The following is a 26,518-nucleotide window of genomic DNA, read 5'->3' as shown; positions in this document are numbered from 1 at the left end:
CCTGCCGTCCACCGGCCGGTGGACCCGGGCCCTGGGGAAAACCCCACCCGGCCCGGGGTCAGCTCGGGGCCAGGACGACCGCCTGGCCGCCGGCCGGGGCCATGGCCACGTCGAGCGTGTCGGCGGCGGTGACGGTCCGGGTGCCGACCACGACCGGGGTCCGGAACGGGCTGGAACCCGGGGTGCCGTCGGCGTAGACCGTCGCCGTGTAGGTGCCGCTGCCGAGGAAGGACAGGGGCAGGGACAGCGTCCTGGACGACTCGTTCGTCATGGCGCCCAGGTACCAGGTGGAGCCGCTGCGGCGGACCACCGCGATGTACTCGCCGATCGCGCCGGCCAGGGTGCGGCTCTCGTCCCAGGTCACCGGCACGGCGTTGAACCACGGCAGGCCGGGCCAGCTTGCCGGGTTGCCGTACTTGGACGGCTTGTCGTACCAGAAGAGGAAGTTGAGGGGCTGGTAGTAGACGGCGGCCATCGCCATCTGGTGGGCGTTGGTCGTCTTGTCGCGGGACTGGCCGTAGCAGATCGTGTAGTCCATCGGGCCGCCGATGTTGCGCGCGAACGGCAGCGTCACGTTGTGGGTGGCGGTCGGGAACTGCTCGTTGCCGCGCACGCCTTCCAGGCTGATCCAGTTCGGGTACGTCCGCTCGTAGCCGAACGGCCGGACGTCGTCGTGCATGTCGATCAGCAGCCGGTACTTGGCGGCCGTCCTCGCCCAGTCGATGATCTGGTTGGTCATCGTCTGCGTGCCGTCGTTGATGAAGCCGAGCTTGATGCCCCGCACGCCCCAGCTCTTGTAGAGGCCGAAGAGGGAGTCCGCGTCGGTCAGCGCGAGCCGGTTGACGTAGAGGAAGACGCCGATGCCCTGGCCCGTGGCGTACGAGATGACCGACGGCAGGTCGATCGCGGCGATCGGCTTCGTCGCGTCCGGGGTGGTGAACTCCGGGCCGTACCAGCCGGCGTCGTACTCGATGTACTCCAGGCCCCGGGCCACGGCGAAGTCGACGCCCGCCAGGCCGGCGGCGGTGGAGAGCTCGCAGCGGAAGACCTTGCCCGGCTTGATCCAGGAGGTGTCGGGGAGGGCGTTCGGCGGCACCAGGTTGAGCACCAGCTCGGCGTTGTCGACGAGTTCGGCGTGGGTGGCCCCGATCACCACCGCGCGCCACGGCGTGGTGAAGGGCGTGGTGACGGTGGAGGCCGTCTCCACCGGGCCGGTGCCGCGGGCGGTGTGCTCCATCAGGAAGGCGGAGAGGGTGTTCGGCTCACCGGCCACCGAACTGAGCATCAGCCGCGGGTAGTCCACCCGTGAGGACTCGCAGACGCAGGCGATGAGCCCGCCGGCGAGGGTGGCGGTGAGGGGCAGGTCGGTGAGCGGGCCGTTGTCCGTGCCGGCCGTGCCGGTGACCGGTATGGAACCGGGCGCGACCGGCTCGTAGGCGTTCTCGTCGCGGGCGCTGTAGACGGTGGTGCCGTCGGGGAAGACGAACGTGGTCAGCTCGTCGGCGACGGTGGCGGTGCCCTCGTCGAGGAGGAGATAGCGCAGGGCGACGCCGGTCTTGTAGGCGCGGACCTGGACGCCGAAGCGGATGCCCGAGGCCCGGTCCACCAGGTCCCAGCGCTGTTCCTGGTAATGGTCGGTGACGGTCGCGTTGCGGCCGTAGACCGGGGTCCAGGTGGTGCGGTGGGTGCCGTACCGCTCCCTGGTCACCCGGACGTCGGCGCCGAGGACGGTGCCGTCACCGAGCCTGAGGCCCAGGGCCGAGGTGTCGATGACCGTGCGGCCGTTGCGGCGGGCGGACCAGCGCAGGGCGCCGTCCAGCAGGGACAGGGTGACGGAGGTGCCGCCCATGCGGGCGGTGACGCTCTGCGGGCGGCCGGGCTGGTCGTCCTCGGCGTGGGCGGGCCGGGTCGTGGCGATCCCGGCCGCGGCCAGCCCGGCGGTGACGGCCGCGCCCTTGAGCACGACCCGGCGGGACGCGGGCGCCGGGTGACCGGCGGTTCTGTCCGCGGCGGGCTCTTCTCGGTCTCCAGAGGCTCTCATCGTGGCGACCTTCCCTTGCGGTAAGTGGTAGTAACCGGTTTCTGCGAGTGCAGTTCTACGGGTCCGCGCGAAAGGAGGTCAAGAGGCGGGAAGCACCGGAAACGCGCACACCCCGGGTCCGGGCCCCGTGAGGCCCGGCACCCGGGGTGCCGTCGTGCGGTCGGTCAGCGCACCGGTCCGCCCGTTGGTCCGCGATCGGTCGGCGCCTCGGTCGGCGCCTCGGTCAGCGCAGGGTGCCGAGGCGGTCCAGGCGGTCGTTCACGCCGTTGCGGAGCTCGCCGAGGGTCGTGCCGGGCGGGGCCACCTTCGGTGTGGCGGCCGGCGGCTGGGTCTCGTCCGCGCAGGTCGTGCCGCGCGCCGGGACCTTCACGTCCACCAGGTAGCCGGTGACGGCGTCCGTCGCGCAGGCGCTGCGCCCGAAGGCGGTGTGGCCCTCGGCCTTGAAGGTGAGCAGCCGGCCGTTGTCCAGCTGCCGGGACAGGGCCACCGCGTCCTGGTACGGGGTGTCCGGGTCACCGGTCGTGCCGAGCACCAGGATCGGCGCGGAGCCCTTCGCCCGGAAGGAACCGGCGTAGCGGCTGGGCTTCTCGCCCGTCCACTGGGCGCATGTGGTGGCGTGCTGGTGGTCGTAGAGCGGCGGGCCGTACGCCATGGCCGGGCCGAGCAGCGGGGCCAGCCTGGCGTTGGTGGTGACCTGCCGCTTCAGCAGGGCCGGGCTGCGCGGGTAGTCCTTGTCGACGCACTCCACCACGATGTTCGGGTTGAGGAAGTCGAAGCTGGCCGGGGACGGCGGCCGGAGCAGGAACGAGGAGGTGTCGCGCTGCTGGGCCTTGCGCAGGGCCTGGCCGAGGGAGGGCCAGATGACCTTGCCCTCGTTGATGTTGAACATGAGGCGGTAGACGACGGTGTAGCCGTTCGCCTGACCGCCGTTCGCGGTCGGTACGGGGTTGGCGTCGAGGTCGGCCTTGAGCTTCTCGAAGGCGGCCCGGGGGTCGCCGTCCCCGAACCCGCAGGTGTCCTGGTTCGCCTTGCACCAGTCGAGGAAGCGGCTCATTGCGCCGTCCAGGGCCAGGTACTGGGGCCGGTCGTAGGCGTACGGCTGGTTCGCGTAGTGCTCGGGGTCGTACGCGCCGTCGAGGACCAGCGCGCGCACCCGCTCCGGGAACATGGCGGCGTAGACCGTCCCGATGTAACTCCCGAACGACCGCCCGTAGTACGTCAGTTGGTCCTCTCCCAGGGCCTGACGCAGCAGATCGATGTCACGGGCGACGTATCCGGTGCCCACGTACGGCGCCAGCTCGCCCGCGTTGTCCTTGCAGGCTTGGTCGAACGCGGCGCCCTGGCGGACGGCGGGCTCGTAGGCGTCCGGGCCGGGGGCGCCCTTGGCGGCGGTGATGGCCTGCGTGTACGTCGGGTCGTCCCAGCACGTGACCGCTGAACTGCGCCCGACGCCGCGTACGTCGTAGCCGAAGACGTCGAAGGAGTCGCGCAGGGCGGCGGGGAGGCCGGCGTAGTTGTTGCGCACGAAGTCCACGCCGGAGTTGCCGGGCCCGCCGGGCTGGAGGAAGAGCGTGCCCTTCTTCTTGGCCTGGTCCGGGGCCTTCTTGCGGACGACCGCCAGGGTGATGGTCCTGCCCTGCGGGTCGCGGTAGTCCAACGGCACGTCGGCGTTCGCGCACTCGAAGCCGCCCTGGCAGTCGGACCAGGACAGGGACGGCACGGGCGGCTGCCCGTCGCTGCCTTCGGGCTGGGTGGCCAGCGCCTGGGCGGCGGTGCCGGCGACGGCGAAGGAGACGGCGGCGGCGAGGGCGATCCTCAGACGCGGGAAGCGTCTGCGGGCGCGGGTGCCGGACCGTCTCGGTCCATGAGCTTGCTCGGTCACTGTGGTGATTCCCCCTCGGGCGCGGCGCGTGTGCCGTCGAGCACCTTGTGGTGCGGCTGGGTCGTTGGAGTTTCTAGCTCACCCGGAGGGGGAAGGGAATGCGGATCACTCTCGTGGGCTGTCTTCCACGTGATCTCCCCACTACCCGGCGGTAGTTGCGGTGGCGTTCACTTCCGGAACGGTGGAAGGTACCCGGCGCCGGCACCGTTCGCCTCGGCCGTTCGGCTGATCCGCGGGGCCCGGGGCGCTGCCCAGGATCCGCTGCGTAGGCTGAGGACGTACCCGGCCAAGTCCGATGTGCGGCCGGCCGGTTCACCCGAGCGAATTCCTCCCCCACGCGAAGGACCGTCCAACGTGTCGTTGTCGAAAAACAGTCGTCTCAAAGTCGCCTTCCTCGCCGCCGTCGTCGCGGTCGCCGGCCTGGCCACGGCGGGACCCGCCCTCGCTGCGCCGCCGGCGGCCACCGCAGCGGCCTCCCAGGCGCAGGAGCCCGCCATACCCACCGACTTCGTCACCCTGCCCACGAGCCCCCTCCGGCCCGGGGGAAATCAGGAAGTCACGCTCACCTACCGCAACACCACGCCGACGCCCACGACCGTCGCCCCCCAACTCCTGGTGACCTCCCCGGACTCCGGGCCGTTCCTGTCACCCTCGGACGTCAGGGTGGAGCGGCGCACGGGGCACGGCTGCTGGGTGACCGTGCCGCTGGGCAGCCAGACGGGGACGCTGTTCACCGATCTCGTTGGGGCGCAGCGGACGTTGGGGCCGGGGGAGACGCTCAAGGAGCGGTACCGGGTGACTGTCCTGAATCCGAAGGCCGGGGGGACGGTGGAGCCGAGGGTGGCGTTGTACGGCGCGTGAGCGTCAGGAAGCCATGGCGGCCCCTGTCGGGAGTGCCGACCCTGCGTCCCCTCACGACGGGGGGCTGCCCCCTCGGCCCCGATCCGCCGCCGCGACCCGTTCCCGGAACGGCCGGCGGTCCACCGCCTCCGCCACCCCCCTCAGCAGCTCCCCGAGCGGCATCGAAAGCTCCGCGTCCAGCTCCGCCGGCGCCGCCACCGTGGCCCCCCACTCCGCCTCGATCCGCGGCAGCAGGGCGCGGGCCTTCGGTGTGAGGCCGGCCAGGCGACGGCGGGCGTCCAGCGGGTCGGGGGTGTGGGTGACCAGGCCCGCGCAGGCCATCTGCGCCGCCGTCTGGCTCGCGGCCGAGTGCGTGACGCCGACCGTCGTGGCCAAGTCGCGGACGGACAGCGGGACTTCGGCCAGGAGCGCCCGTACAGTGCTGTTATATCTGCGGAGAGTCGAGGGTCGAGGAGAGTGCGTCGCGCATGCCCGAGCTCCATCCCCCCGTCGAGCCGTACGAGCACGGCATGCTCGATGTCGGCGACGGCAACCGCGTGTACTGGGAGAGCTGCGGGAATCCGGCGGGCAAGCCTGCCCTCGTACTCCATGGCGGGCCCGGCTCCGGGGCGGGGCCGTTCTGGCGTCGGCTGTTCGACCCGGCGGCGTACCGCGTCGTGCTCTTCGACCAGCGCGGGTGCGGGCGCAGCACACCCGACGCCGCCGATCCGAGCACCTCGCTCGACGCCAACACGACCCCCCACCTGATCGCCGACATCGAGCTGCTCCGGCGGCACCTCGGCATCGGGGAATGGCTCGTCATGGGCGGCTCCTGGGGCGTGACCCTCGCGCTGGCCTACGCCGAGCAGCACCCCGGACACGTATCCGAGCTGGTCCTCTTCAGCGTCACCAACACCACCCGCCGCGAGGTGGAGTGGGTCACGCGGGACATGGGCCGGATCTTCCCCGAGGAGTGGGCCCGGTTCCGCGACGCCGTCCCGGAGGGGGAGCGCGACGGCAGTCTGGTGGACGCGTACGCCCGGATGCTCGCCGACCCGGATCCGGCCGTACGGGAGCGGGCGGCGCGGGAGTGGTGCCGGTGGGAGGACGTGCACGTGTCCACACACCCCGGGCACCGGCCCGATCCCCGTTTCGAGGACCCGCACTTCCGGCTGCGCTTCGCCCGCCTCGTCACGCACTACTGGCGGCACGCCGGCTTCCTGGCGGACGGGGCGCTGATCCGCGACGCCGGGAAGCTCGCCGGCATCCCCGGCGTGCTGATCCACGGGCGGATGGACATCAGCGGGCCTGCGGACGTGGCGTGGCGGCTGGCCCAGGTGTGGCCGGACGCGGACCTCGTGCTGATCGGCGAAGAGGGGCACGGGCTGTCGGGTGATGCCACGACGGAGGCCGTGCTGGCGGCCACGGACCGGTTCCGGCCGGTCGGCACGGCCTAGGGCAGGTCCCGGAGCGTTCCGCGTCCGGTCCCTGATCCCTTTCCGGGACGTTCCCGATGGTGTGCGGATACGGCCCTTGATGAGCTGTTCCCATGACCCGAAACCGAAACCGACAGCGAGACCACCACCGCCACTCCAGGCAGCAGCAGTCAGCCCGTCGACCCCTCGTCCTCCTCGCCGCCCTCGTCGGCATGGTCACGCTCGCCGTCGCCGCCTCCGCCGGTGCCGGTCCGGCCCACCGTCCGCCGGACCGATTACCGCCGGAGGGCCAGGCCGCCCATGCCACCACCCAGGCCGTGCTGAACGAGATCGTTGCGCAGGGCACCCCCGGCGTCATCGCCCAGGTCCGCGACCGGCACGGAGTGTGGGACGGCCGGGCCGGTGTCCGGAAGCTCGGCTGCGAGCGGCCGCGGAGCACCCACGACAGGTTCCGTATCGCCAGCGTGACCAAGACCTTCACCGCCACCGTGCTGCTCAAGCTCGAAGCCGAGGGAAAGCTGTCGCTGGACGACAGCGTGGCCAAGTGGCTGCCGGGCGTGGTGCGCGGCAACGGGTACCGCCCCCGGCACATCACCGTGCGGCACCTGCTCAACCACACGAGCGGGATCTTCGACTACAACATGGACGCCGGCTTCCGGGCCAAGTACGCGGGCGACGAGTTCGACCGGAACCGGTACGCCAGGTGGTCCCCACGGGCACTGGTGGACGTCGCGCTCACCCACCCGCCGAACTTCCAGCCCGAGCAGGGCAGCAGGCCCGGCCGCCCCGGCAGGTGGGACTACTCGGACACCAACTACGTCCTGGCCGGCATGGTCGTAGAGAAGGCCACGGACGGCAGCTACGCCCGTGCCGTCGAGCGGCTCGTCATACGGCCACTCGGTCTGCGCGGTACGAGCGTGCCGGGCACCGCGCCCGAACTGCCCTCACCCCACGCGCGGCACTACTCGACGCTCTTCGAGGACGGGCCCCAGGCGAGGGTGCGCGATGTCACCGAGTTCAGTCCCACGGTCGCCTTCTCCGCGGGGCAGATGATCTCGACCGTGGGTGATGTGAACACCTTCCTGTCCCGGCTGCTGGCCGGTGACCTGCTGCCGCCCGCACAGCAGCGGCAACTGCTCGACGCCGTGCCCGTCGACGGGGACAAGGGCCATGGCGGCCCGCAGGACCTCTACGGGCTGGGCCTACGGCACTTCCGGCTCGCGGAGGGCTGCTGGGCCTGGGGGCACGGCGGCATGATCCCCGGCTCCGCGACCCGCACCCTCGCCTCGGCGGACGGTCGGCAGGTCATGACCATGAACCGCAACGGCGACTGGGGCGAGCAGCGACTCGAGGACGCCGCCGTCGCGACCGAGTTCTGCCGGAGTGGCCCCTGAGACCCGCCGGCCGGCCGACCGCACCGGTCCGCCAACCGGCCGGCCGACCGCACCGACCCGCCGATCGACCGGCCGCACCGCTCACCTCACTGGACGGTCAACGGTCTGGAGCGAAGCACTGTCACCGGCCCCGGCCGACCGCTTGGCACCACACGTCGCCAGACTGCACCACCGGCGCCGCCCGCTCTCGTCGAGGAACAGCCAGCCGCAGTCCCGGCTGGGGCAGCCGCGGACGGTGAAGCGCCGCGGGTCGGCGAGCAGTTCGCCCGCGCTGCGGGCCACCGCGCAGACGGGCAGGCGCAGTCCGGCGGCGGGCGAGGTCTGCCAGCGTCCGAGACCGTCCTCGCCACGCGTGAAGACCGACAGCCGCGCGGCGTCCTCCACCGCCCCGGCCACCGCCTTGAACGCCCGGCCGTCCCGCGGATCGGTCAGACAGGCGTACAGGTCCGTACGCAGCCGCCGGGCCTCGTCGAGGACGGCGGCGGCCTCGGCCGGCTGCCGCAGGGCCTGTTCCCGCAGCCGGGTGACCTGCCGGTCCTCGATCAGGTCGAGGTGGCCGGCCCATACGGCGAGCGTGACGTAGCCGCGCAGCCACTCCGACCCGGGCAGCGGCTCCCCGCCCCACCCGGCGTAGGTGTTGCAGAACTCCAGCGCGGGGTGTCCGCTCGTACTCCACGGCAGCCACTGGTCGCCGACCCGCACCGCGTAGACGGGGCCCGGGGGCCGGTCGAGCCGGGGGTCGGCGCGCAGCACGCGCTCGTGCAGGGTGCGGAGTTCGCCGTTCGGTTCGACACCGAGTTCGGTCGCCAGAGTCGTACGCGTGCTGCGATAGAGCCGGAGGGCGTCGGCCTGGCGGCCCGCGCGGTAGAGGGCGGTCATCTGGGCGCCGACCAGCCGTTCACGAGTCGGATGCTCTTCCAGCAGCGGCGTCAGGTCCGCCACGACACGGTCGTGCAGACCCATGGCGAGCTGGGTCTCGGCTCGCCGCTCCACGGCGGACAGGCGCAGTTCGCCCAGTGTGCCGCCGAGGCGGGTGCGCAGCCGTTCGTCGGCCACGTCCGCGAGCAGCGGGCCGCGCCAGAGCCCGAGGGCCCGGTCGTACAGGCGGATCCGCTCCGCGGGATCAGCGGAGTCCGCCGCCTGCCCGACGAGCCCGGCGAACTGCTGGGCGTCGATCGTATGAGGGCCCTGCTCCACGGCGTAACCGTCGTGCCGGGTCTCGACGGACACCCCGTGCGGCCTGAGCGCGGCACGCAGGCGGCCGACGTAGGTGTGGACGGTCGCGCGGGCGGCGGCGGGCGGCTCGTCGTCCCACAGCAGGTCGATGAGGCGGTCCGTCGTGACCGCGCGGCCCGCGTGCAGCAGCAGGACCGCCAGCAGGCACCGCTCCTGGCGGCGGCTGCCCACCAGGACCTGCCGTCCCTCGTGGCGGGCGGCGAACGGACCGAGCAGTTGGAACTCCATGGCTGTCCGGCAGCCTAACGGCAGGCCGATGGTCAGGCTTTGGTCAGAGGCCGGGGAGAGACTGGCGCACGCCCTTCCTTCCACCCGTCTCTGCCCAGGGAGAACCATGCGCCGAACAGCTCTCACCACGCTGGCACTTGCCGCCGTGCTCGTCGGGACGCGGCCCGCGTCCGCGGAGCCGGCGCAGGGCTGGGAACCGGCACCCTCCGCGCCGTGGGACGTCGGCGCCGGTGCGCGGTGCGACTTCCCCGTCCACGGCGAGCCGGTCGTCGACGAGGTGGTGCGGCGCGTGCTGAGCACCTACCCCGACGGCTCCGTGCGGCGGGTCGCGTACCAGGGCGATCTGGTCGTCCGTGTCACGAACACCGAGACCGGCGCCTCCTACGACGCCGACGCGAGCGGCTCGGCCGTCGTCGAGCACCGGCCCGACGGCTCCCAGCTGTGGGCCGTGCACGGACCGGTGCTCGTCGGGGTCGGCCAGGACCAGGGGAGTCTGCCGCGCGGCCTGTACCTCGTCGACGGCGTCTACACGATGGACATCAGCCCCACCGGATACAAGTCCGTACGCCTCCTGCACGGGACGACGGACGACCTGTGCGCGCACATCGACTGAACGGGCCTGCCCTCCCGACGATCGACAGGACAGGCTCAGAGAGCCTGAGGGCGAAGCCTTCAAGTCGCTGAGGAGTGCCGGTGGCCGCCGCAGGCCCTCGACCTCTGCGCCGTTGGAGTGACGACCCGCGAGGAGAGACGGACGCGGTCGTGACGCCCCGCCCGCGCACCAGGAGGCCCCCGTGACGGATCCCTCACCGCTCTCCCGTGCAAGGGAGTGGACCGGCCGCCTCGCCCGGGCCGATCGTGGGCTGCATGGATGATCACCGTGTGGCGCCGGTCGACCCCGCCGGTCCGGGTACGGAAGCGGACGAGGTCCGTCGTTTCTGGGGACGGCTCGGGCTTCCCGGGCTGATCGACGTGCACACGCACTTCATGCCCGAGCGGGTGCTGCACAAGGTGTGGGACTACTTCGACGCGCTCGGGGCGATGACCGGCGGGCTGGAGTGGCCGATCACCTACCGGCAGGAGGAGGCGGAACGGGCGGACATCCTGCGGGAGTTCGGGGTGCGGGCCTTCACCGCCATGCTGTATCCGCACAAGCCGGGCATGGCCCGCTGGCTGAACGGCTGGGCGGTCGACTTCGCCCGCCGCACACCCGACTGTCTGCACACCGCGACCCTCTACCCCGAGCCGGGCGTCGAGGCGTACGTCCGGGAGGCCGTCGAGGCGGGTGCGCGGGTCTTCAAGGCGCATGTGCAGGTGGGGGCGTACGACCCCGCCGACGAGCTGCTCCGGCCGGCGTGGGGGCTGCTGGCCGAGGCCGGGATCCCCGTCGTGATCCACTGCGGCTCCGGGCCCGCGCCCGGCAAGCACACCGGCCCCGAGCCGATCGCCCGTGTGCTGGCGCGGCACCCCCGGCTGCGGCTGGTCGTCGCGCACATGGGGATGCCCGAGTACGAGGAGTTCTTCGGCCTGGCCGAGCGGTACGGGGAGGTCCGGCTGGACACGACGATGGCGTTCACCGACTTCAGCGAAGGCTTCATGCCGTTCCCCCGCCGGGCCCTGCCCCGGCTGGCCGGACTCGGCGACCGCGTCCTGCTCGGCTCCGACTTCCCCAACATCCCCTATCCGTACGTGCACCAGCTCCACGCCCTGGAACGGCTGGACCTGGGAGCGGACTGGCTGCGGGCGGTGTGCCACGACAACGCGGCAGGGCTGTTCGGGCTGTGACTTCCTTGTTGAGCCTCTGACGGAGTTGAGCCTCTGACGGAAAATCGTGAGCTTCCGATGCTCCAGGGCCTGAGAATGGCGCGATGGACCATCACTTCGTCGGCATACCGGAGTTGACCGGCGTTCCCCGTGTCGCGGTCGTCATCGACGTCATGCGTGCCTTCACCGTGGCTGCCTGGGCCTTCTCGCGTGGCGTCGAGAGGATCGTCCTGGCTGAAACGGAGAGTGAGGCACTTGCCTTGAAGGAGCGCCACACGGGCTGGCTGGCTCTGAAGGACGGAGCTCCGGCGGCGGGCTTCGACGCGGTGAACTCACCCGGCCTGCTCAGGTCACGTGATTTCGCCGGCCGCACGCTGGTGCAGAAGACGACGGCAGGAACCGTGGGCGCGCTGGCCGTCGCGGATGCGCCGCTGGTCCTGTGCGCGAGCTTCGTGGTGGCCGGCCCGACCGCGCGGTTCCTGCGGGCCAGGGACTCCGGTCCGGTGACGTTCGTCGTCACCGGCGAGGGTGGCCGCGCCGACGAGGACCTGGCCTGCGCCGAATACATCGGTCGATGTATGGCCGGAGGCGATGTCGAGGCGGATCCGTATCTCCACCGTGCGAGGAATTCTCGTGCCGCGGCGGACCTCGCCGGTGGGCTGCGGAGTGGATTCCACCCGGACGATGTCGATCTCTGCCTGGAAATCGACCGGTTCTCCTTCGCGATGGTGGCTCGCCGGGAAGAGTCCCTGACGGTGCTCCGCCCCGTTGCGGTGCCGTGAACCACACACTCCGGCACGACGCCCCCGGCCCCGCCGTCACCACGGGGTGCGGCAGGCCGAGGGCGTCGTGAAAGGGGCGCGCGGGACGCGGGGCGTCAGCTGCCCGTCACGTCCGTGACCTTCCAGCGCTGGTTGGAGCCGGAGTTCGGCTGCCAGACGCCGACCGGGGCGCCTTCGTTCGTGGACTGGCCCCCGACGTCCGGGAGCTGGCCCGTGGCGGCGTTGACAAGGGTCCAGGTGCCGTCACCGGTCGAGGACATGATCCACTCGGCGGCCTTGTCACGGCGGCCCTCGTCCGGCTCGGCGACCAGGGCGCCGTCGCGGACGGCCAGGCGCTTGTCGGTGGCGGTCTCCGTGAACACGTACCGCTTGCGGTTGTCCTCGCCGCGGATCTGCTCGACCCGCCACTGCTGACCGCTCGGGTCGGCGGCGTCGGCGCTCTTGATGACCAGGCCCGTGCCGTTGCCGGCGATGGTGAGGTCCTTGCCGCTCTGGACGCCGGTCAGCCGGTAGGTGTGGCCCTTCTTCAGCTCGGCCGCGTCCTTGGCGACACCGGAGACACCCTTCACGAGGAAGGACGTCACCGACTGGGCGGGCACGGTGACCGTGGCCTGCTTGCCGGAGACCCGGACCGCCTTCTGCTTCTCCAGCTTGCCGTCGGCGCTGGTCACGACCGGGGTGACGGTGGCGTGCGAGGAGACCCGGCCGAACTTCGACAGGTCGAGGGTGACCTCACGGGACTCGGTCGCGCTGTTGACGTGGACGACCGTCGCCGCGTCGCCCTTGCGGGAGACCGCCGCGGTGCTGGACGTGTCGTCGGTCTTGATCAGCCGGTCGCCGGGCTTGATGAAGTGCGTGAAGTTGCGGGCCGTGTCGAACTTGGTGTTGGTGTAGATCGGGCAGGACTCCAGGGTGTCCTTCGAGGTGCAGCTGAACGGGAGCTGGATCTCGCCCCAGTTGCCGCCCTTGGCGGACTCACCGCCCGGCTTCATGTTGTCGTAGTCCTCGACGGGCTGCCAGAACACCCACGCCTTGGGCTCCAGTTCCCGCAGGTCGTCCACGATGCGCTGGGCGAGGCCGAGGCCGGGCCGCATGTCCGTGAAGCTCTGGCCGTCGCCCCAGTCGCCCTCGACCTCGCTCATCCACAGCGGCTTGTCGGCGGCCTTGGCGAGGTCGCGGACGGTGGTGCGCTGGCCGGTGCCGTAGGTGTGGACGTTCATCTGGGCGACCAGGTCACGGACCTCCTGGGGGTAGGAGTTCCAGTTGGTGGCGAAGGTGCCCGGGTTGGTCTCGTCCATCGCGGATATCTCCGCGCCGCTCCTCGACTTCTCCAGGACCGGGGCGAGCGCGCGCAGCACCTTCTGCTGGAGCTCGGGGCCCATGTGGGCGCCCTCCTGGCGACCGCCGGTCGGCTCGCCGTCCGGGCCGAGCTTGGTGCCCCAGTAGTTGGTGTTCGGCTCGTTGAACGGGTCGAGCGTGTCGACCTTGATGCCGTGCGCCTTCTCCAGCCGCTCGGTGGCGCCCACCAGGTACTTGGCGAAGTCCTCGACGGACTCCGGCTTCAGCTGGTCCTTGCCCGCGTCGAAGTTGCCGGAGACGTAGCCGCTCTCGGTCATGAACCAGGGCGGGGAGTTGCTGAAGGTCTCCCAGTGGGTGATGTCCTTCTTGATGCGGTCGACCCACCAGCGCTGCGTCTTGTCGGCGTTCTTGTTCCAGTCGGCGGGGTCGTCCGCGTCCCACCAGTCGACGTCCTCGCGGGTGGTGCCCGCCGGGGCCTTCCACCAGCCCTCGACCGCGCCGCCCGCGCGCAGGTAGTCCTTGACGTCCGGGGCGTTGCCGCCGCCGATGTTGTAGCGGGCGATGTTCAGGGCGAGGCCCTCGTCGCCGAAGAGGAGCTTGTAGAGCTTCTCGCGGATCGCGGGCGGGTAGTCGCCGGTGGCGTTGGCGAACCAGACCAGGCTCGTGCCCCAGCCCTCGAACTTCTCCCCCGAGTACGAGGGGTCGGGCCGGACGGTGACCCCGGCCGCGGCGGCCTCGGCAGCCGCCGTCTCGGCGTGCGCGGCGGGCAGGGCGGCGGTGGCCAGGACGGCCCCGGTCGCCAAGGTGACGCCGATGGCCCCGAGGAGCCTTCTCTTACGGGTGCGGTGTGCCATCTCGAGTACTCCAGCTCTTCTGCGTGCCGCACGTCCCGGCGGACGCAGAGATCGGGGCCTACGTGGTGCGACTGGTACGGATTCGGCGGCTTCTCGTACGATTTCGACTAGGCAATGTTTACGTAAACATCCACTGGCGGGATGTCTACACTGTCCGAATCTCAGGGGTCAAGGAGTCGTTCCGGACCGAAATTCGCGCCGGCTGCGCGACGAGGGGAGCGAGGGGCAGGTGGGCACAGTGGACGGTGCGGGAGAACCGCAGGGCACGAGCCGTACGAGAAGGCGTCCGGCCCGTCCGCGCCAGGGCGCCTCCATGGCCGACGTCGCGCAGCTCGCCGGCGTCTCCTCCCAGACGGTCTCCCGCGTCTCCAACGGCTTCCCGGGCGTCACCGAGGACACCCGCCGCCAGGTCCTGGCCGCGATGCGGGAGCTGGGCTACCGCCCCAACAGTGCCGCCCGGGCGCTCAAGCGCGGCGAGTTCCGTACCCTCGGCGTGATCACCTTCTCCCTCTCCACCATGGGCAACATCCGCACCCTGGAGGCCATCGCCACCTCCGCGGCCCAGCACGGCTACGCCGTCACGCTGCTGCCCGTCGCCGTCCCCACCCAGGACGAGGTGAACGGCGCCTTCTCCCGCCTCGGAGAACTCGCCGTGGACGCCGTCATCGTCATCATGGAGATCCACCTGCTGGACGCGGTGACGGTCTCGCTCCCGCCCGGCGTGCAGGTCGTGGTGGCCGACTCGGACGCCGGCGACCGCTACACGGTGGTCGACACCGACCAGGCGGGCGGCGCGCGGGACGCCGTACGGCACCTCCTGGACCTCGGCCACGAGACGGTGTGGCACCTGGCCGGTCCCGAGGGCTCCTTCGCCGCCCAGCGCCGTGCCAACGCCTGGCGTGACACGCTGACGGCGGCCGGCCGCGTCCCGCCGCCCCTGGTCCGGGGCGACTGGTCGGCCGAGTCCGGCTACCGGGCCGGGCTGCGGCTGGCCGACGAGCCGGACTGCACGGCGGTGTTCGCGGCCAACGACCAGATGGCCCTGGGCCTGCTCCGGGCCCTGCACGAACGCGGCCTGCGCGTCCCCGGCGACATCAGCGTCATCGGCTTCGACGACATCCCCGAGTCCGCGTCCTTCCTCCCGCCCCTGACGACCATCCACCAGGACTTCGCCGAGGTGGGACGGCTGTGCGTGGAGGGCGTCCTGAGCAAGATGCGGCAGGACGGCGAGGAGCACGGGACGACGCTGGTGCCCACGCGGCTGGTGCGGCGGGAGAGCACGGGGGCGCCGGGCACTCGGGCGTGAGCCCGGCCGCGGCGGGGCGGCCCTGTGGTTCCGGTGAGAAGGCGGGTGGCCGTATTCCCGTACCGACCGTACCGAAGCCGGTCTGCCGGCAGAGACCGATTCCTGACAGACCCTGCCGAGGCGGACGTTCCGCCCGTACTGTCGTGCGGTATGAGCCGAAGTCGGGTGCTGGCGTATCTGCTCGCAGGCGCGGTGGCCTCGGTGCTCGTCGTTCTCGGAGTCACCCAGGGGCCGTTGGGCACACAGGGCACGGACACACAGGGCACGGGCGGGGCGAAGGGGACGGGGCCCTTCACGATCGCCGTCGTCACGCGCGGCGTCGGCCAGGACCGTGCCGGTGCGGCCCGTGTCGCGCTCGCCGAGCTGCGTGAGCTGCTGCGCAGGAACAAGGCGGAGGGCGAGCTGCCGCTGGAGTTCGTCGGCGTGGCCCCGGGGGACGGCCTGACGCTCGACACGCTGCGGCGGGACCATCCGCGGCTCGTGGCGGCCATCGCGGACGACCCCGGCCTGGACGGCACGGACGCACTCGGCGCGCAGGTGCCGGTGGTCGGGACCTGCCGTTGGGAGAACCCGCCCGGGCTCAGCCGCAACTTCCAGTGGACCGTCGCTCCGGACATCACCGAAGTGGGCTGGCAGGTACGGGCCTACGTGGGCAAGAAGCACCGCACGCAGCAGCTCGTCGTCTTCGGCGCCTACGGATCCGACGCCGCTGAGGCGGAGCAACTGGGGAAGGGCGAGCCCGGCCCGGAGTGGGACGGCCCGCGCCTGCCCCCGACGGCGGTGCACATCGACAGGCCGGGCCGGATGTCCGCCCCGGAACTGCGCTCGGCCCTTTCCGGCGGGCGCGGCGACGCGGTGTATCTCGCCGGCTCGCGCTCCTCTCTCACCGACGACCTGCGGGCCCTGGCCCGCGTCGGCTTCCGCGGCCCCGTGCTGTACGCCCCCGGGGTGCTCAACACCTGCGTGAGGGCGGAGCGCGAGGATCCGGGCCGGGTCCCGGACGGCATCACTCTGTACCGCGTCAGCACGGCCGGGCCAGGCGCCGTACGAGCCGAGGACTGCTTCACCGGCGACACGGAGCACTGCCCGCATTTCCAGCGGCTGCCCGACGGGCCCGGCGCCTTGGAGGAGTACGAGGCGGCGCAGACGCTGATCCGGGTGTACCGGACCGTGTGGGTCGACGGCCGCGGAACCGTGCCGTCCGACCCGGAGCAGGTGGCCTCGGCGCTTCAGACGAGCCTCGACGGGCAGATCGTGCGCGGCCTTTCGGGCTGGTTCGAGGTGGGCGGCCCGCCCGGGGACAGCTACACGCTCAGTTTTGGACACGACATCTGGCTGGAGCGGTGGCCGGCCGGGAACGGGGGCTGGACCGTCCTCGGCCCCATCTCCGCCGAGTACACATAGCGTCGCGCGTCTGGCTGAATGATCCGTTGCCCACGCCGGTGCCGTACAGGACGATGCGCGGATGCGCTTCTCGATCAACATCCCGAACTTCGGTGACTTCGCCGACCCCAGAACCGTGGCGAAGGTGGCCGTGGCGGCGGAAGAGGCAGGCTGGGACGGGCTGTTCGTCTGGGACCACGTGCTGCACCGCAAGCACGAGAGCAGGCCTTTCGGGGATCCCTGGATGCTGTTGACCGCCGCCGCGCTGGCGACGTCCCGGATCAGGCTGGGCACGCTGGTCACGCCGGTCGCCCGGCGGCGTCCGCAGCAGCTTGCCCGTCAGGTGGCGACCCTGGATGCCGTGAGCGGCGGTCGGGTCACGTTCGGCGCGGGGCTGGGCGGGCCCATCGAGGACGAGTACGCGAGTTTCGGCGACACCACGGACCCCAAGGTGCTGGCCGAGCGGCTGGACGACGGCCTGGAGCTGCTCGTGCGTTACTGGTCGGGCGAGCCGGTGCACCACGACGGACGGCACTACCGGGTACGGGACGTGACGTTGCTGCCGGCCACGGTGCAACGTCCTCGGCCGCCGGTCTGGGTCGCCGGATTCTGGCCGAACCGCCCTCCCATGCGCCGGGCCGCCCGCTGGGACGGTGTGGTCCCCCTGTTCACCGATGCCCGGCACGGTCACGTGCCGCCCGTCGATCAGGTCCGTGACCTCGTCGCCTATGTCCGTAAGCAGCGCGGGGACAGCCTGCCCGACGCTCCCTTCGAGATCGTCCTCGGCGGTGCCACGCCGGGCGGTGACGCGGCCAGGACCCGCGATGTGATCGGGCCGTTGGCCGAGGCGGGAGCCACCTGGTGGGACGAGCGGCAGATCCAGACCAGCGAGGCGATCGACCGGCTCGAACCGGTGCTGCGCCGGATCGAGCAGGGCCCGCCGCACTTGTAGCGCGCGACCTCAGCGGCTCTCCCCCGGCGTCACCAGCCCCGCCTCGTACGCCACGATCACCGCCTGGGCCCGGTCGCGGAGTCCCAGCTTGGTGAACAGGCGGTTGATGTGGGTCTTGACCGTGTGGTCGGTGATGGTCAGGCGTTCGCCGATGTCCGCGTTGGAGAGGCCCTGGGCGATGAGGAGGAGGACCTCCACCTCGCGGGCGGTGAGGCGGTCGAGGAGGGACTTGGGGGCCGTGACGGGGCGGCGGGGGGCGAACTCGGCGATGAGGCGGCGGGTGATGCCGGGGGCCAGCATGGCGTCACCGGCGGCCACCACCCGTACGGCGTGGAGGAGTTCGGGGAAGGTCGCGTCCTTCAGGAGGAAGCCGCTGGCACCGGCCGCCAGCGCGTCGAAGACGTACTGGTCGAGGTCGAACGTGGTGAGCATCAGGGCCTTGGTGGCGCCGTCGGTCTCCCTCAGGATCGTGCGCGCGGCCTGGATGCCGTCCAGCTTGGGCATCCTGATGTCCAGCAGGGCCACGTCCGGCCGGTGGTCCAGGGCGAGGGCGACGGCCTGTTCGCCGTCCTCCGCCTCGCCCACGACGTCGATGTCGTCCTGGGTGGAGAGCAGGTTCACGAACCCCGTGCGCACCACCGCCTGGTCGTCGGCCACGATCGCCCGTATCGGGTCCCCCGCCGTCACTCGTACACACCCTCCGCGAAGCTCTTCGCGCCGGCCCGCACCGGGAGTTCGGCCTCGATCAGGAAACCGCCCCCGGGACCGGCGGGCCCGCAGGTCAGACGTCCGCCGAGTAGGTTCGCACGCTCCCGCATGCCGCTCAACCCGTGCCCGCCCGTGTCGAGTCGGGGTGTGCGGGGGCCTGGACCGTCGTCGGTGATACGCAGGCGGACTTCGTCCTCTTCGTACGTGAGGCGGATGTCGACGGCGGCGCCCCGTGCGTGGCGGCGGGCGTTGGTCAAGGCCTCCTGGACGATGCGGTAGACCGTGAGTTCGAGGGAGGGCGGGAGTACCGCGGGTCGGGTGCCCGCCGTGTGCAGGGTGACCTCTCCGCCGCCCGACCGGTGGGCTTCCAGCAGCGCCCCCAGGGAGTCGAGTGTCGGCTGCGGTACGACGGGTGCCGCCTCCTCGGCTCCTGCCTCGTCCGCGCGCAGCACGCTCAGCAGCCGGCGCAGCTCGGTCAGTGCGGAGCGGGCCGACGAGGCGATCTGCTGGAAGCCGTCGCGCGCGGGCGGGGACAGGTCGGGTGTGGTGTACGTGGCGCTCTCCGCCTGGACGGCGATCACGGACACCGAGTGCGCCACTATGTCGTGCAACTCCCGTGCTATGGCTGCTCGTTCCTGGGCCGCGGCATGCCTGCGCTCCATGGCGATCAGTTCCCGCTGGGCCGCCTCGCGCGCCTGCCGGGACTCCTCCCGGCTGCGGGTGGCGTCCGCGACACCGACCGTCGCCACCACGCCCACGGCGAGGACGAACGACTCCGTGAAGTACGACAGCGAGCCGTCGGCGCCGACGGCGGGCGCCCGGCCGCCGAGGTCGTACACGCCCATCACCACATGGCCCACGTTGACCAGCAGCGAGCCGGTGATCGCGGCCGCGCTGAGCAGCGCGGGGTGCAGGACGCGGTGGCGGGCGAGCGTGTAGAGGCCCATGACCCCGGCCACCGCCACCGTCATCAGCAGCTCCGGGCGGAAGAGGAAGTTCAGCAGTGCCGCCGGTACCACCAGGAGCCCGATGCGGGGCTCGCGCCGCCGCCAGAGCAGGGGGAGCACCACGAGGGGCAGGGTGGCCAGGACCGTCATCGAGGTGATGCGGGAGTGCAGGACCTCGGCCGCGGCCAGGACGACCAGCAGGGCGCCACTGACGTACGGGTAGCGGGGGGAGCGCGGCCAGGCGGTGGGGCGCAGGGACGACTGACGCATCCCCACATTGTCGGCCGGAGGGGTCCGGCCCGCGTCACCGTACGGGTTGATCCGGAGGCCGGACGAGTACCACGGGTTGACTCCCAGGATCGGTGCCCGGTGTGACGCTTCTCGTCCGCCCCTTGCGAAGACTTGCCGGACGGAAGGAAGGCCGGTCGGCGGTGGACAGGGGGAGCGGGATGCAGGGGCGTTCGCGAGGGTTGCTGCCACTGTTCGGCTCGCTGGTGCCGGCCTCGACCTCGGCCTCGGCCGCGCGGACCGCCGCGCCGGGGCGCGCGGCGCCTTCGGGCCGTGCGGCGGGTGCGGCGCCTTCGGGCCGTGCGGCGGGCGTGGTGTCTTCGGGTCGTGCGGCGGGTGTGGTGTCTTCGGGTCGTGCGGCGGGTGCGGTGTCCTCCGGCCGTCCGGTGGGCGTGGTGTCCTCTGCCCGTCCGGCGGGCGTTGTGTCTCCGGCCCGTCCGATACGCGCGGCGGCTCCGGTCCGTCCGGTGGGTGTGGCGTCACCGGGCCGCCCGGCGGTGGACCTCCCCGGCCGCGACCGGGGACCCGGTTCGGGTTCCGGTCCCGGTCCCGGTTCGGGTTCCGGCCCCGGCCCCGGTTCGGTTTCAGATCCCGGTCCCGGCCCCGGTTCGGGTCCCGGCCCGGGTAACGGCCCGGGCCCCGGCCCTGGTTCGGGTCCCGGCCCCGGCCCGGGTAACGGCCCCGGCCCGTCCCCCGCCACCGTCCCCCTCCCCCCGTCCCGGCGCGGCACCGGTCGCCGTTGGGAGACCCTGTGCTGGGCGGCCTGCGCCGTCTTCGCGCTGTTGCTGTGTCTGCGTACGACCATCGCCCCGCACCAGGTGTGGGGCGCCTGCGCCGCCGCCGGATACGGACTCGCCGCGCTCGTCGCCCGTCTCTCCGCGCGGCCCTGGGGCCCGGCGAGCGCGGCGGTGGCCGCCGTCGGGTCCGTGCTGGTGCCGCTGGTGTTCCTGATCGCGGACAGCGCACGGCAGTTGGAGGTCACGGTCGTCGAGCGGTCCGGCGGGCTGCTGCTGGACTCCGGCACGCCGTACGTCCCGGACCCGGCCGGACTGCGGGACTACAACCCGTACCTGCCCGGCATGGCGCTCTTCGGGCTGCCCCGGGCCGTCCTCGGCGACGTCCCGCTCGCGGACGCCCGGCTGTGGTTCGCGCTGGTGTCACTCGGCGCCATGGGTCTGGCCGCCGTGGTGTGCGGGGGCGCCGGGCCGTCCCCGCGCGGCACCGGCCCGGACCGCTCCCCGGCCCGGGCACTCCTCTGGCTCGCGGCCGCCCCCGCCGTCGCCCTCCCGCTCGCCGTCGGCGGTGTCGACCTGCCGGTCATCGCCCTGATGTGCCTCGCGCTCGCCCTGGCCGGCCGCGGCGGCCCCGTCGCCGCCGGGCTCGCGCTCGGTGCCGCCGCGTCGCTGAAGTGGACGGCCTGGCCGGTGCTGCCCGTCGGGCTCGCCCTGCTCGCGGTGACCGCCGGGCGGCGGGCCGCCGTACGGGCCGGTGTCACGGCCGTCACCCTCGCCGTGCTCGCCGTGCTGCCGGTCGCGCTCGCCGACCCGCGGGCGTTCGCCGAGCACGTGCTGCTCTTCCCGCTCGGCGAGGGAGACACCGGGTCGCCGGCGACCAGCCCGCTGCCCGGGTACCTGCTGGCGACGTACGTGCCGGGGGGCTTCGCCCTCGCCGTGGCGGCGCTGGTGCTGGGCGCGGTCGCGGTTGGCGGGTCCCTCGTGACGCGCCCGCCGCGCACCACCGTCGCCGCCGCCGACCGGCTCGCGCTGGGCCTCGGGATCGCCATGTGCCTGATCCCCGCCACCCGCTTCGGATACGTCGTCTACCCGCTGGTGCTGCTCGGCTGGTTCCGGCTCGTGCCGGCCGGCCGCCGCGCGGCCCGGCCAGGAGGTGCCATGCCCACGCGACTGGCCCCGTCCCGGGACGCCGGGCGTCCGCTGCGCTGGACGTACTCCCTGCTGTGTGCGCTCAGCCGCCGCTTCTCGTTCGTGGAGGACGAGATCGACGGGCTGCGGCACGTGGTCGAGGAGGGGGACGTCTGCCTCGATGTCGGGGCCGAGTACGGGGTGTACACGTACGCGCTGTCCTACGTGGCCGGGCCCAAGGGCTGCGTGCACGGCTTCGAGCCGTTGCCCGGGCCGTACCGCGTCCTCGGCGCCGGTGTGCGGCTGCTGTGCGGCGGGCGGGCGCACGCGCACCGGATGGCGCTGGGCGAGAGGCCCAGGGACGCGGCGGTGATGAGCCTGCCCTACCGCCGTGGACTGCCCGTGCACGGAAGGGCGTTCCTCACCGAAGGGGCGCGAGGGCCCGGCCCCAACAGCGAGTTCGCCGGGGAGCGGCGGCCCGTGGTGCGGGTGGGCACCGTGGACGAGGTCGTGGCGTCGGCCGGGCTGCCGCGCGTCGACTTCGTCAAGGCGGACGTCGAGGGGGCGGAGCCGCTCGTGCTCGCCGGTGCGGCCGGGACGCTGCTGCGGGACCGGCCCACGCTGCTGCTGGAGATCGAGGAACGGCACCTGGCCAAGTACGGGGCGCGCGCCGAGCGGCTCGTCGAGGAGCTGCGGTCCGCGGGCTACTCGATGTTCCTGTGGCGGGACGGCCGGTGGCGTCCCGTGGACCGGGTCACCGAGGCGCACCGCAACTACCTGTTCACCGTGAAGCCGCTGGAGGACTGACCGACCATGCCGCGCACGCTCGTCGTCACCAACGACTTCCCGCCCCGGCAGGGCGGTATCGAGACCTTCGTCCACGCCATGACGGTCCGCTTCCCGTCCGACCGGGTCGCCGTCTACACCTCCAGTACGCCGGGCGACCGGGCCTACGACGCCCGGCTGCCGTTCCCGGTGGTGCGGGACCGCGCCCACATGCTGCTGCCGACCCGGCGGGTCACCGCCCGGGCGGTGGAGCTGGCCCGCCGGTTCGACTGCGACAGCGTCTGGTTCGGGGCCGCGGCCCCGCTCGGGCTGATGGCGGGCGAGCTGCGGCGCCGTACGGAGGTGCGGCGGCTGGTCGCCACGACGCACGGGCACGAGGTGTGGTGGGCGCGCACGCCCGGGGCCCGCACGCTGCTGCGCCGCATCGGCGCCGGGGTGGACAGCGTCACGTATCTCGGCTCGTACACCCGGGCGCGGATCGCCGCCGCCGTCGGACCGGAGGCGGCGGCGCGGATGCGGCGGCTGGCGCCCGGCGTCGACGCCGACGTCTTCCAGGGCTCCGAGGAGGCGGCGGCCCGGGTGCGGGAGCGGTACGGCCTGGGCGACCGGCCGGTCGTGCTGTGTGCGGCGCGGCTCGTACCGCGCAAGGGACAGGACGCGCTGATACGGGCCCTGCGCCTGGTGCGCCGCGGTGTGCCCGGCGCGGTGCTGCTGCTGGTCGGGGACGGGCCGCACGCCCGGGCCCTGCGCCGGCTCGCGGCCGAGCAGGGTCTGGCCGGTGCGGTGATCTTCGCGGGCGGGCACCCGCACGAGGAGATGCCCGGCTTCTACGCCGCCGCGCAGGTGTTCGCGATGCCGTGCCGGACCCGCAGGGCGGGCATGGAGGTGGAGGGCCTCGGGATCGTGTTCCTGGAGGCGGCCGCCGCCGGACTGCCGGTCGTCGTCGGCGACTCGGGCGGCGCGCCGGACACCGTACGGGACGGGGAGACCGGGTTCGTGGTCGACGGACGTGACGTGGGGGCGCTCGCCGACCGGCTCACACTGCTGCTGGACGATGCGGAACTGGCCCGGGACATGGGCCGCAAGGGCCGTGCGTGGGTGCGCGGGGAATGGGGGTGGGACCGGGCCCACGGGCACCTGACGTCCCTGCTCGGGGTGGGCTGAGCCGGCGGGGCCGACGGGCCGGGCACAGGGCCCGCCCCGCCGAAGCCGGTCGTCCTTACGCGCAGTTCGTCAGCCACTTCGCCACGATGGCGGCGCGGGAGCGCACGCCGTAACGGTCGAAGAGCCGCTGCATGTGGGATTCCACGGTCTTGGGCGACATCCGGAGGATGCGGGCGATCTCCTTTCCGGAATAACCCTCGGCGATGAGGGCGACGATCTCGGCCTGACGTCTGCTGAGCCGCATGGCGTCGTTGTGCCGAACGGCTCCACCGTGCTGCGTTGCTGGCGTGCTCAACGTGTTCTGCCTCTCCGATGTGGGGGTGACAGGCAAGGCCCGGACTGCGAACTTGCGGCCGCACAAGATCCTGACGTGTGTTCGGCCGTTGCGCGCCGGAGACAGCCCCGGGGAACCCCGGCGACAGGGGACCGATTTGTGGCGATCCCAGTGGTCTCTTTGTCGCTCGTACGTACCTGTCAGGCGTGATGGCGCGGAGAGGAGCGGGTGGAGACGGATGAGCGAATGACGCGGTGTGCTGTGCGCTCGCACACCGGATGATCAAGGATTGTTCTGTCGGAACGGGGGAGCGTGTGCAAAGTGGTTGGACCGACCTTGTGGAGAGAGAACGAGAAGCGGAGCGGGTCCGCGACGCTCTGTCGGACGTGGCGGCAGGGCGCGGACGGGCCCTGCTCGTCGAGGGGGACCCCGGATCGGGCCGGTCCGCCGTGCTCGGCGGGATACGGGAGAGCGCGCGCGGCGCCGGGCTGCTCGTCCTGACCGCGCGCGGCAGCACCGAGGAGAGCGCGGTCCCCTACGGGATCTGCCTCCAGCTCTTCGAGGCGCTGCTGGAGGAGGACCCGCCCGGGGACCGAACCGTCGAGCGGGTGCGGGGCCTGCTGGAACCGGCCGGGAGACCGGCGGAGGCCGAGGCGGACGCCCTGGTCCGCGAGCTGCACCGGCTCACGCTGCGGCTCGCCGCCCGGTCGCCGCTCGCCCTGGTCGTCGACGACATGCAGTGGGCGGACGAGCCGTCCCTGCGGTTTCTGACGTATCTGGCCAACCGGCTGGACGACCGCTCCGTGCTGCTGGCCGTCGCCATGACCGCACCGCACACCGACGGCCCGGCCGCACGGGCGGCGGACCTGCTCGCGGGGCTCGGGCCCACCGCCTCGCTGTGGCTGGCGCCGCTCACCCCGGCGGGGACCGAGACGGTGGTGCGGGGGCACTGGCGGGAGCCGCCGCGGGAGCGGTTCGCCGCCGTGTGCCACGAACTGACCGGCGGCAATCCGCTGCTGCTGCGCGAGTTGTGCGCGGAGGCCGTCGACGACGGCATCGAGCCGGACCCCGCCCACCTGGGCCGGCTCCGGGCGGCCCTGCCCCGCGGCGTCGTACGGCGCACCCGGCTGCGGCTGGCCGGACTGAGCACGGACGCGGCGCTGCTGACGGAGGCCGTGGCGGTGTTCGGCGACACCGGGGCCACCGTCGACGAGGCCGCCCGGGCCGCGGACCTGCCGCCGGACGCGGCCCACGAGGCCGCCGCGGAGGCCGTCGCCACGGGGCTGCTGCGGGACGGGGAACATCTGCGGCTCGCCCAGCCGCTGCTGCGGACCGCCGTGCTGGCCCTGACCCCACAGGCGGTGCGGGAGCGCGCCCACGGTGCCGCCGCCCGGGCCCTCGCGGCCCGCAACGCGCCGCTGCCGCTGGTCGGTGAGCACCTGCTGCACACCCCGCCCGCCGGCGACCCGTGGGCCGAGTCCGTGCTGCGCGGCGCCGCGCGGCAGGCCCTGACGGACGGCCGTGCGGACCGGTCGGTGCTGCTGCTGCGGCGCGCCCTGCGCGAACAGGCCCCGCACACCCGGGAGTACGACCTGCTCGCCGAACTCGGAGCGGCGGCCCTGTCCGCCGGCAGCCCCGAGGCGCTCGTGCACCTGCGCCAGGCCCTGGAGAAGGCACCCACCCCCGCGACCCGGGTCGCCACCGGTCTGCACTACGCGCACGCCCTGGCGAGGGAGCACCGGCATCCGGCCGCGCTGTCCCTGCTCGGCGAGCTGGCGGCGTCCCTGCCCGCCGGGGACGAGCGGCTGCGCACCCGGCTCGACGCTGTCACGGCGCTGCTGTCCCTGGGCCAGGTGGAGACCCGGGCCGGTGCCCGTGCCCTCGTCCACTCCCGCTATCCCGCCCGCAACGCCTCCGGGCCGGACGCGACCCTGCTGCGGGCGCTGCGCCTGGTGGTCGACCGGGACAACGGGGCGACCGCGAGCACCCTCGTGCGGCAGGTCGGCAGCATGCTGCGGATCACCCGGTTCCCCGTCGACGGGCTGACCGGGCTGCCCTCCGTCCACCTCGTCGTCTGTGTGCTGGCCGCCACCGGCCGGCTCTCCGAGGCGCGCGGGCTGCTCCTGGAGACCCTGCCGCACAGCACCGACATCCGCGCCGCCGAACACCAGCCGGACTCCGTGGCACTGCACGCCATGCTGTCGTACGGCCTGGGCCGGCTGGACGACGCGGAGCGCCAGGCCCGTGCGGTGCTGGCGTTACGGTCCCGGGGCTGGCCGCCGGGGCTGGGCGTGGCGGTGGCGGCGTCCGTGCTGGGCCATGTGCTGCTGGACCGGGGCGAGACGGAGGCCGCGGAGCGCGTCCTGTGCGACGGCCTGCCGCCGGGGAAGCCACCCGGCCATCTGCTCTTCGCCCCGACCCTGGAGGCCCGGGCGCGGCTCTGTGCCGAACTGGGGCGGCTGGACGAGGCGCTGGAGGCGTGGCGGCACGCCCGCCGGCTGACGTCCGACGGGCGGCTCGGCCTGCGGGTGACCGGGGCGTGGCAGTACGTGGCCCTGGCGCTGATCGTGGCGGGCCGCGAGGAGGAGGCCCGGCACGTGCTCCAGCGGGAGACGGAGACGGCGCAGGAGTTCGGCGCGGCCGTGCCGCTGGCGCTGGTCCACCGCGTGAGCGGGGCGCTGCGCGGCGGCGGCCGGGGCCTGGAGGAGCTCCAGAGGGCCGTCGAACTGCTGCAGTCGGCGGAGCAGCCCCTGGAACTGGCCGTCGCCCTGGTGCAGTTGGGGTCGGCCCAGCGCCGGGCCGGACAGCGTGCCGCGGCCCGGCGGTCCCTGTGCCGGGGGCGGGAGATCGCCCGGGAGCGCGGCGCGAGTGTCCTGGCGGACTGGGCCGACACGGAGCTGCGCGTCCTCGGCGCGCGGGCCGTGCGGGGTGGGGGCGACCGGCTGACACCCAGCGAGCGGCGGGTGGCGGAACAGGCCGCCGCCGGGCTGTCCAACCGCGAGATCGCGCGGGGCCTGTACGTCTCCGTCAAGACCGTCGAGTGGCACCTCAGCCACGTGTACCGCAAGCTCGGGGTCCGCTCCCGCCGCGAA

19 protein-coding genes and 1 pseudogene are annotated in these 26,518 nt (G+C 73.0%); 12 read left to right on the top strand and 8 right to left on the bottom strand.

Features of this window, described 5'->3' with window-relative positions; translation table 11 throughout:
* Positions 1-58: 58 nt before the first annotated feature.
* Both ACH4G3_RS12540 and ACH4G3_RS12535 read right to left on the bottom strand, forming a co-directional pair.
* Entirely contained in the window at positions 59-2,041 is a 1,983-nt protein-coding gene (locus ACH4G3_RS12540) for a glycoside hydrolase family 97 protein (RefSeq protein ID WP_397624428.1), read from the bottom strand.
* A 223-nt stretch (positions 2,042-2,264) separates the two neighbouring features.
* Positions 2,265-3,923 carry an alpha/beta hydrolase gene (locus tag ACH4G3_RS12535; protein ID WP_397624427.1) on the bottom strand — a complete coding sequence of 553 codons (1,659 nt, stop codon included), beginning with the start codon at positions 3,921-3,923 and terminating at the stop codon, positions 2,265-2,267.
* Between the two features lie 360 nt (positions 3,924-4,283).
* On the opposite strand from ACH4G3_RS12535, the gene ACH4G3_RS12530 reads away from it, so the two are divergent.
* The gene (locus ACH4G3_RS12530; RefSeq protein ID WP_397624759.1) at positions 4,284-4,784 is read left to right on the top strand and encodes a signal peptide protein; all 501 of its coding nucleotides are present in this window, start codon (positions 4,284-4,286) and stop codon (positions 4,782-4,784) included.
* Positions 4,785-4,835: 51 nt separating this feature from the next.
* On the opposite strand, the gene ACH4G3_RS12525 is transcribed toward ACH4G3_RS12530, so the two are convergent.
* The gene (locus ACH4G3_RS12525) at positions 4,836-5,189 is read right to left on the bottom strand and encodes a MarR family winged helix-turn-helix transcriptional regulator (protein ID WP_397624758.1); all 354 of its coding nucleotides are present in this window, start codon (positions 5,187-5,189) and stop codon (positions 4,836-4,838) included.
* 62 nt (positions 5,190-5,251) lie between these two features.
* Here ACH4G3_RS12525 and pip point away from each other — a divergent pair, with 62 nt between their 5' ends.
* A complete protein-coding gene (gene pip, locus ACH4G3_RS12520; RefSeq protein WP_397624426.1) occupies positions 5,252-6,220 on the top strand; it encodes a prolyl aminopeptidase in 969 nt (322 codons plus the stop codon).
* A gap of 92 nt (positions 6,221-6,312) precedes the next feature.
* Positions 6,313-7,593, top strand: a complete 1,281-nt coding sequence (locus tag ACH4G3_RS12515; protein ID WP_397624425.1) for a serine hydrolase domain-containing protein — start codon at positions 6,313-6,315, stop codon at positions 7,591-7,593.
* An 81-nt stretch (positions 7,594-7,674) separates the two neighbouring features.
* Here the strand turns inward: ACH4G3_RS12515 and ACH4G3_RS12510 are convergent, their stop codons facing one another.
* On the bottom strand, positions 7,675-9,057 hold the full coding sequence (locus ACH4G3_RS12510; RefSeq protein WP_397624424.1) for an AfsR/SARP family transcriptional regulator: 1,383 nt from the start codon (positions 9,055-9,057) through the stop codon (positions 7,675-7,677).
* Positions 9,058-9,163: 106 nt separating this feature from the next.
* Here ACH4G3_RS12510 and ACH4G3_RS12505 point away from each other — a divergent pair, with 106 nt between their 5' ends.
* The 3 genes from ACH4G3_RS12505 (at position 9,164) to ACH4G3_RS12495 (ending at position 11,603) form a co-directional block, all read left to right on the top strand.
* Positions 9,164-9,670, top strand: coding sequence for a hypothetical protein (locus ACH4G3_RS12505; RefSeq protein WP_397624423.1), 507 nt, complete (start codon positions 9,164-9,166; stop codon positions 9,668-9,670).
* 254 nt (positions 9,671-9,924) lie between these two features.
* Positions 9,925-10,842, top strand: coding sequence for an amidohydrolase family protein (locus ACH4G3_RS12500; RefSeq protein WP_397624422.1), 918 nt, complete (start codon positions 9,925-9,927; stop codon positions 10,840-10,842).
* 83 nt (positions 10,843-10,925) lie between these two features.
* Positions 10,926-11,603: a 2-phosphosulfolactate phosphatase gene (locus ACH4G3_RS12495; RefSeq protein ID WP_397624421.1), complete on the top strand. Its 678-nt coding sequence runs from the start codon at positions 10,926-10,928 to the stop codon at positions 11,601-11,603.
* Between the two features lie 95 nt (positions 11,604-11,698).
* Here the strand turns inward: ACH4G3_RS12495 and ACH4G3_RS12490 are convergent, their stop codons facing one another.
* The gene (locus ACH4G3_RS12490) at positions 11,699-13,756 is read right to left on the bottom strand and encodes an RICIN domain-containing protein (RefSeq protein ID WP_397624420.1); all 2,058 of its coding nucleotides are present in this window, start codon (positions 13,754-13,756) and stop codon (positions 11,699-11,701) included.
* A gap of 313 nt (positions 13,757-14,069) precedes the next feature.
* Between ACH4G3_RS12490 and ACH4G3_RS12485 the strand changes: the two genes are divergently transcribed.
* The 3 genes from ACH4G3_RS12485 to ACH4G3_RS12475 all read left to right on the top strand — a co-directional run bounded on the left by ACH4G3_RS12485 (position 14,070) and on the right by ACH4G3_RS12475 (position 17,397).
* Complete coding sequence (locus ACH4G3_RS12485; protein WP_397624419.1) at positions 14,070-15,062, top strand: LacI family DNA-binding transcriptional regulator; 993 nt, start codon at positions 14,070-14,072, stop codon at positions 15,060-15,062.
* A gap of 150 nt (positions 15,063-15,212) precedes the next feature.
* A complete protein-coding gene (locus ACH4G3_RS12480) occupies positions 15,213-16,466 on the top strand; it encodes a hypothetical protein (RefSeq protein WP_397624418.1) in 1,254 nt (417 codons plus the stop codon).
* Between the two features lie 61 nt (positions 16,467-16,527).
* The gene (locus ACH4G3_RS12475) at positions 16,528-17,397 is read left to right on the top strand and encodes an LLM class flavin-dependent oxidoreductase (protein ID WP_397624417.1); all 870 of its coding nucleotides are present in this window, start codon (positions 16,528-16,530) and stop codon (positions 17,395-17,397) included.
* Between the two features lie 9 nt (positions 17,398-17,406).
* Here ACH4G3_RS12475 and ACH4G3_RS12470 read toward each other — a convergent pair whose 3' ends face one another.
* Together ACH4G3_RS12470 and ACH4G3_RS12465 are read right to left on the bottom strand one after the other, a co-directional pair.
* Positions 17,407-18,084, bottom strand: a complete 678-nt coding sequence (locus ACH4G3_RS12470) for a response regulator (protein ID WP_397624416.1) — start codon at positions 18,082-18,084, stop codon at positions 17,407-17,409.
* The gene (locus ACH4G3_RS12465; protein WP_397624415.1) at positions 18,081-19,322 is read right to left on the bottom strand and encodes a sensor histidine kinase; all 1,242 of its coding nucleotides are present in this window, start codon (positions 19,320-19,322) and stop codon (positions 18,081-18,083) included. The genes ACH4G3_RS12470 and ACH4G3_RS12465 overlap by 4 nt, the downstream gene beginning before the upstream one ends.
* An 800-nt stretch (positions 19,323-20,122) precedes the next feature.
* Here ACH4G3_RS12465 and ACH4G3_RS12460 point away from each other — a divergent pair.
* Together ACH4G3_RS12460 and ACH4G3_RS12455 are read left to right on the top strand one after the other, a co-directional pair.
* Positions 20,123-22,009, top strand: a complete 1,887-nt coding sequence (locus tag ACH4G3_RS12460; RefSeq protein WP_397624414.1) for an FkbM family methyltransferase — start codon at positions 20,123-20,125, stop codon at positions 22,007-22,009.
* A 6-nt stretch (positions 22,010-22,015) separates the two neighbouring features.
* Positions 22,016-23,152: a glycosyltransferase family 4 protein gene (locus ACH4G3_RS12455; protein ID WP_397624413.1), complete on the top strand. Its 1,137-nt coding sequence runs from the start codon at positions 22,016-22,018 to the stop codon at positions 23,150-23,152.
* A gap of 55 nt (positions 23,153-23,207) precedes the next feature.
* Here the strand turns inward: ACH4G3_RS12455 and ACH4G3_RS12450 are convergent, their stop codons facing one another.
* Positions 23,208-23,396, bottom strand: coding sequence for a response regulator transcription factor (locus ACH4G3_RS12450; RefSeq protein WP_020271300.1), 189 nt, complete (start codon positions 23,394-23,396; stop codon positions 23,208-23,210).
* Between the two features lie 308 nt (positions 23,397-23,704).
* Here ACH4G3_RS12450 and ACH4G3_RS12445 point away from each other — a divergent pair.
* Positions 23,705-26,512, top strand: a pseudogene (locus tag ACH4G3_RS12445) (AAA family ATPase); the annotation flags it as partial.
* Between the last annotated feature and the right edge of the window lie 6 nt (positions 26,513-26,518).

The sequence above is a fragment of the Streptomyces afghaniensis genome, from assembly GCF_044327915.1.
Taxonomy (GTDB): Bacteria; Actinomycetota; Actinomycetes; order Streptomycetales; family Streptomycetaceae; genus Streptomyces; species Streptomyces afghaniensis.
This window is presented reverse-complemented; position numbering and strand designations above follow the sequence as displayed.

Bases quoted from the DNA above. Each gene is read 5' to 3' on its own strand.
- ACH4G3_RS12540 (WP_397624428.1), bottom strand. From the start codon at position 2,041: ATGAGAGCCTCTGGAGACCGAGAAGAGCCCGCCGCGGACAGAACCGCC.
- pip (WP_397624426.1), top strand. From the start codon at position 5,252: ATGCCCGAGCTCCATCCCCCCGTCGAGCCGTACGAGCACGGCATGCTC.
- ACH4G3_RS12515 (WP_397624425.1), top strand. From the start codon at position 6,313: ATGACCCGAAACCGAAACCGACAGCGAGACCACCACCGCCACTCCAGG.
- ACH4G3_RS12510 (WP_397624424.1), bottom strand. From the start codon at position 9,057: ATGGAGTTCCAACTGCTCGGTCCGTTCGCCGCCCGCCACGAGGGACGG.
- ACH4G3_RS12505 (WP_397624423.1), top strand. From the start codon at position 9,164: ATGCGCCGAACAGCTCTCACCACGCTGGCACTTGCCGCCGTGCTCGTC.
- ACH4G3_RS12500 (WP_397624422.1), top strand. From the start codon at position 9,925: ATGGATGATCACCGTGTGGCGCCGGTCGACCCCGCCGGTCCGGGTACG.
- ACH4G3_RS12495 (WP_397624421.1), top strand. From the start codon at position 10,926: ATGGACCATCACTTCGTCGGCATACCGGAGTTGACCGGCGTTCCCCGT.
- ACH4G3_RS12490 (WP_397624420.1), bottom strand. From the start codon at position 13,756: ATGGCACACCGCACCCGTAAGAGAAGGCTCCTCGGGGCCATCGGCGTC.
- ACH4G3_RS12485 (WP_397624419.1), top strand. From the start codon at position 14,070: ATGGCCGACGTCGCGCAGCTCGCCGGCGTCTCCTCCCAGACGGTCTCC.
- ACH4G3_RS12480 (WP_397624418.1), top strand. From the start codon at position 15,213: ATGAGCCGAAGTCGGGTGCTGGCGTATCTGCTCGCAGGCGCGGTGGCC.
- ACH4G3_RS12475 (WP_397624417.1), top strand. From the start codon at position 16,528: ATGCGCTTCTCGATCAACATCCCGAACTTCGGTGACTTCGCCGACCCC.
- ACH4G3_RS12465 (WP_397624415.1), bottom strand. From the start codon at position 19,322: ATGCGTCAGTCGTCCCTGCGCCCCACCGCCTGGCCGCGCTCCCCCCGC.
- ACH4G3_RS12455 (WP_397624413.1), top strand. From the start codon at position 22,016: ATGCCGCGCACGCTCGTCGTCACCAACGACTTCCCGCCCCGGCAGGGC.
- ACH4G3_RS12450 (WP_020271300.1), bottom strand. From the start codon at position 23,396: ATGCGGCTCAGCAGACGTCAGGCCGAGATCGTCGCCCTCATCGCCGAG.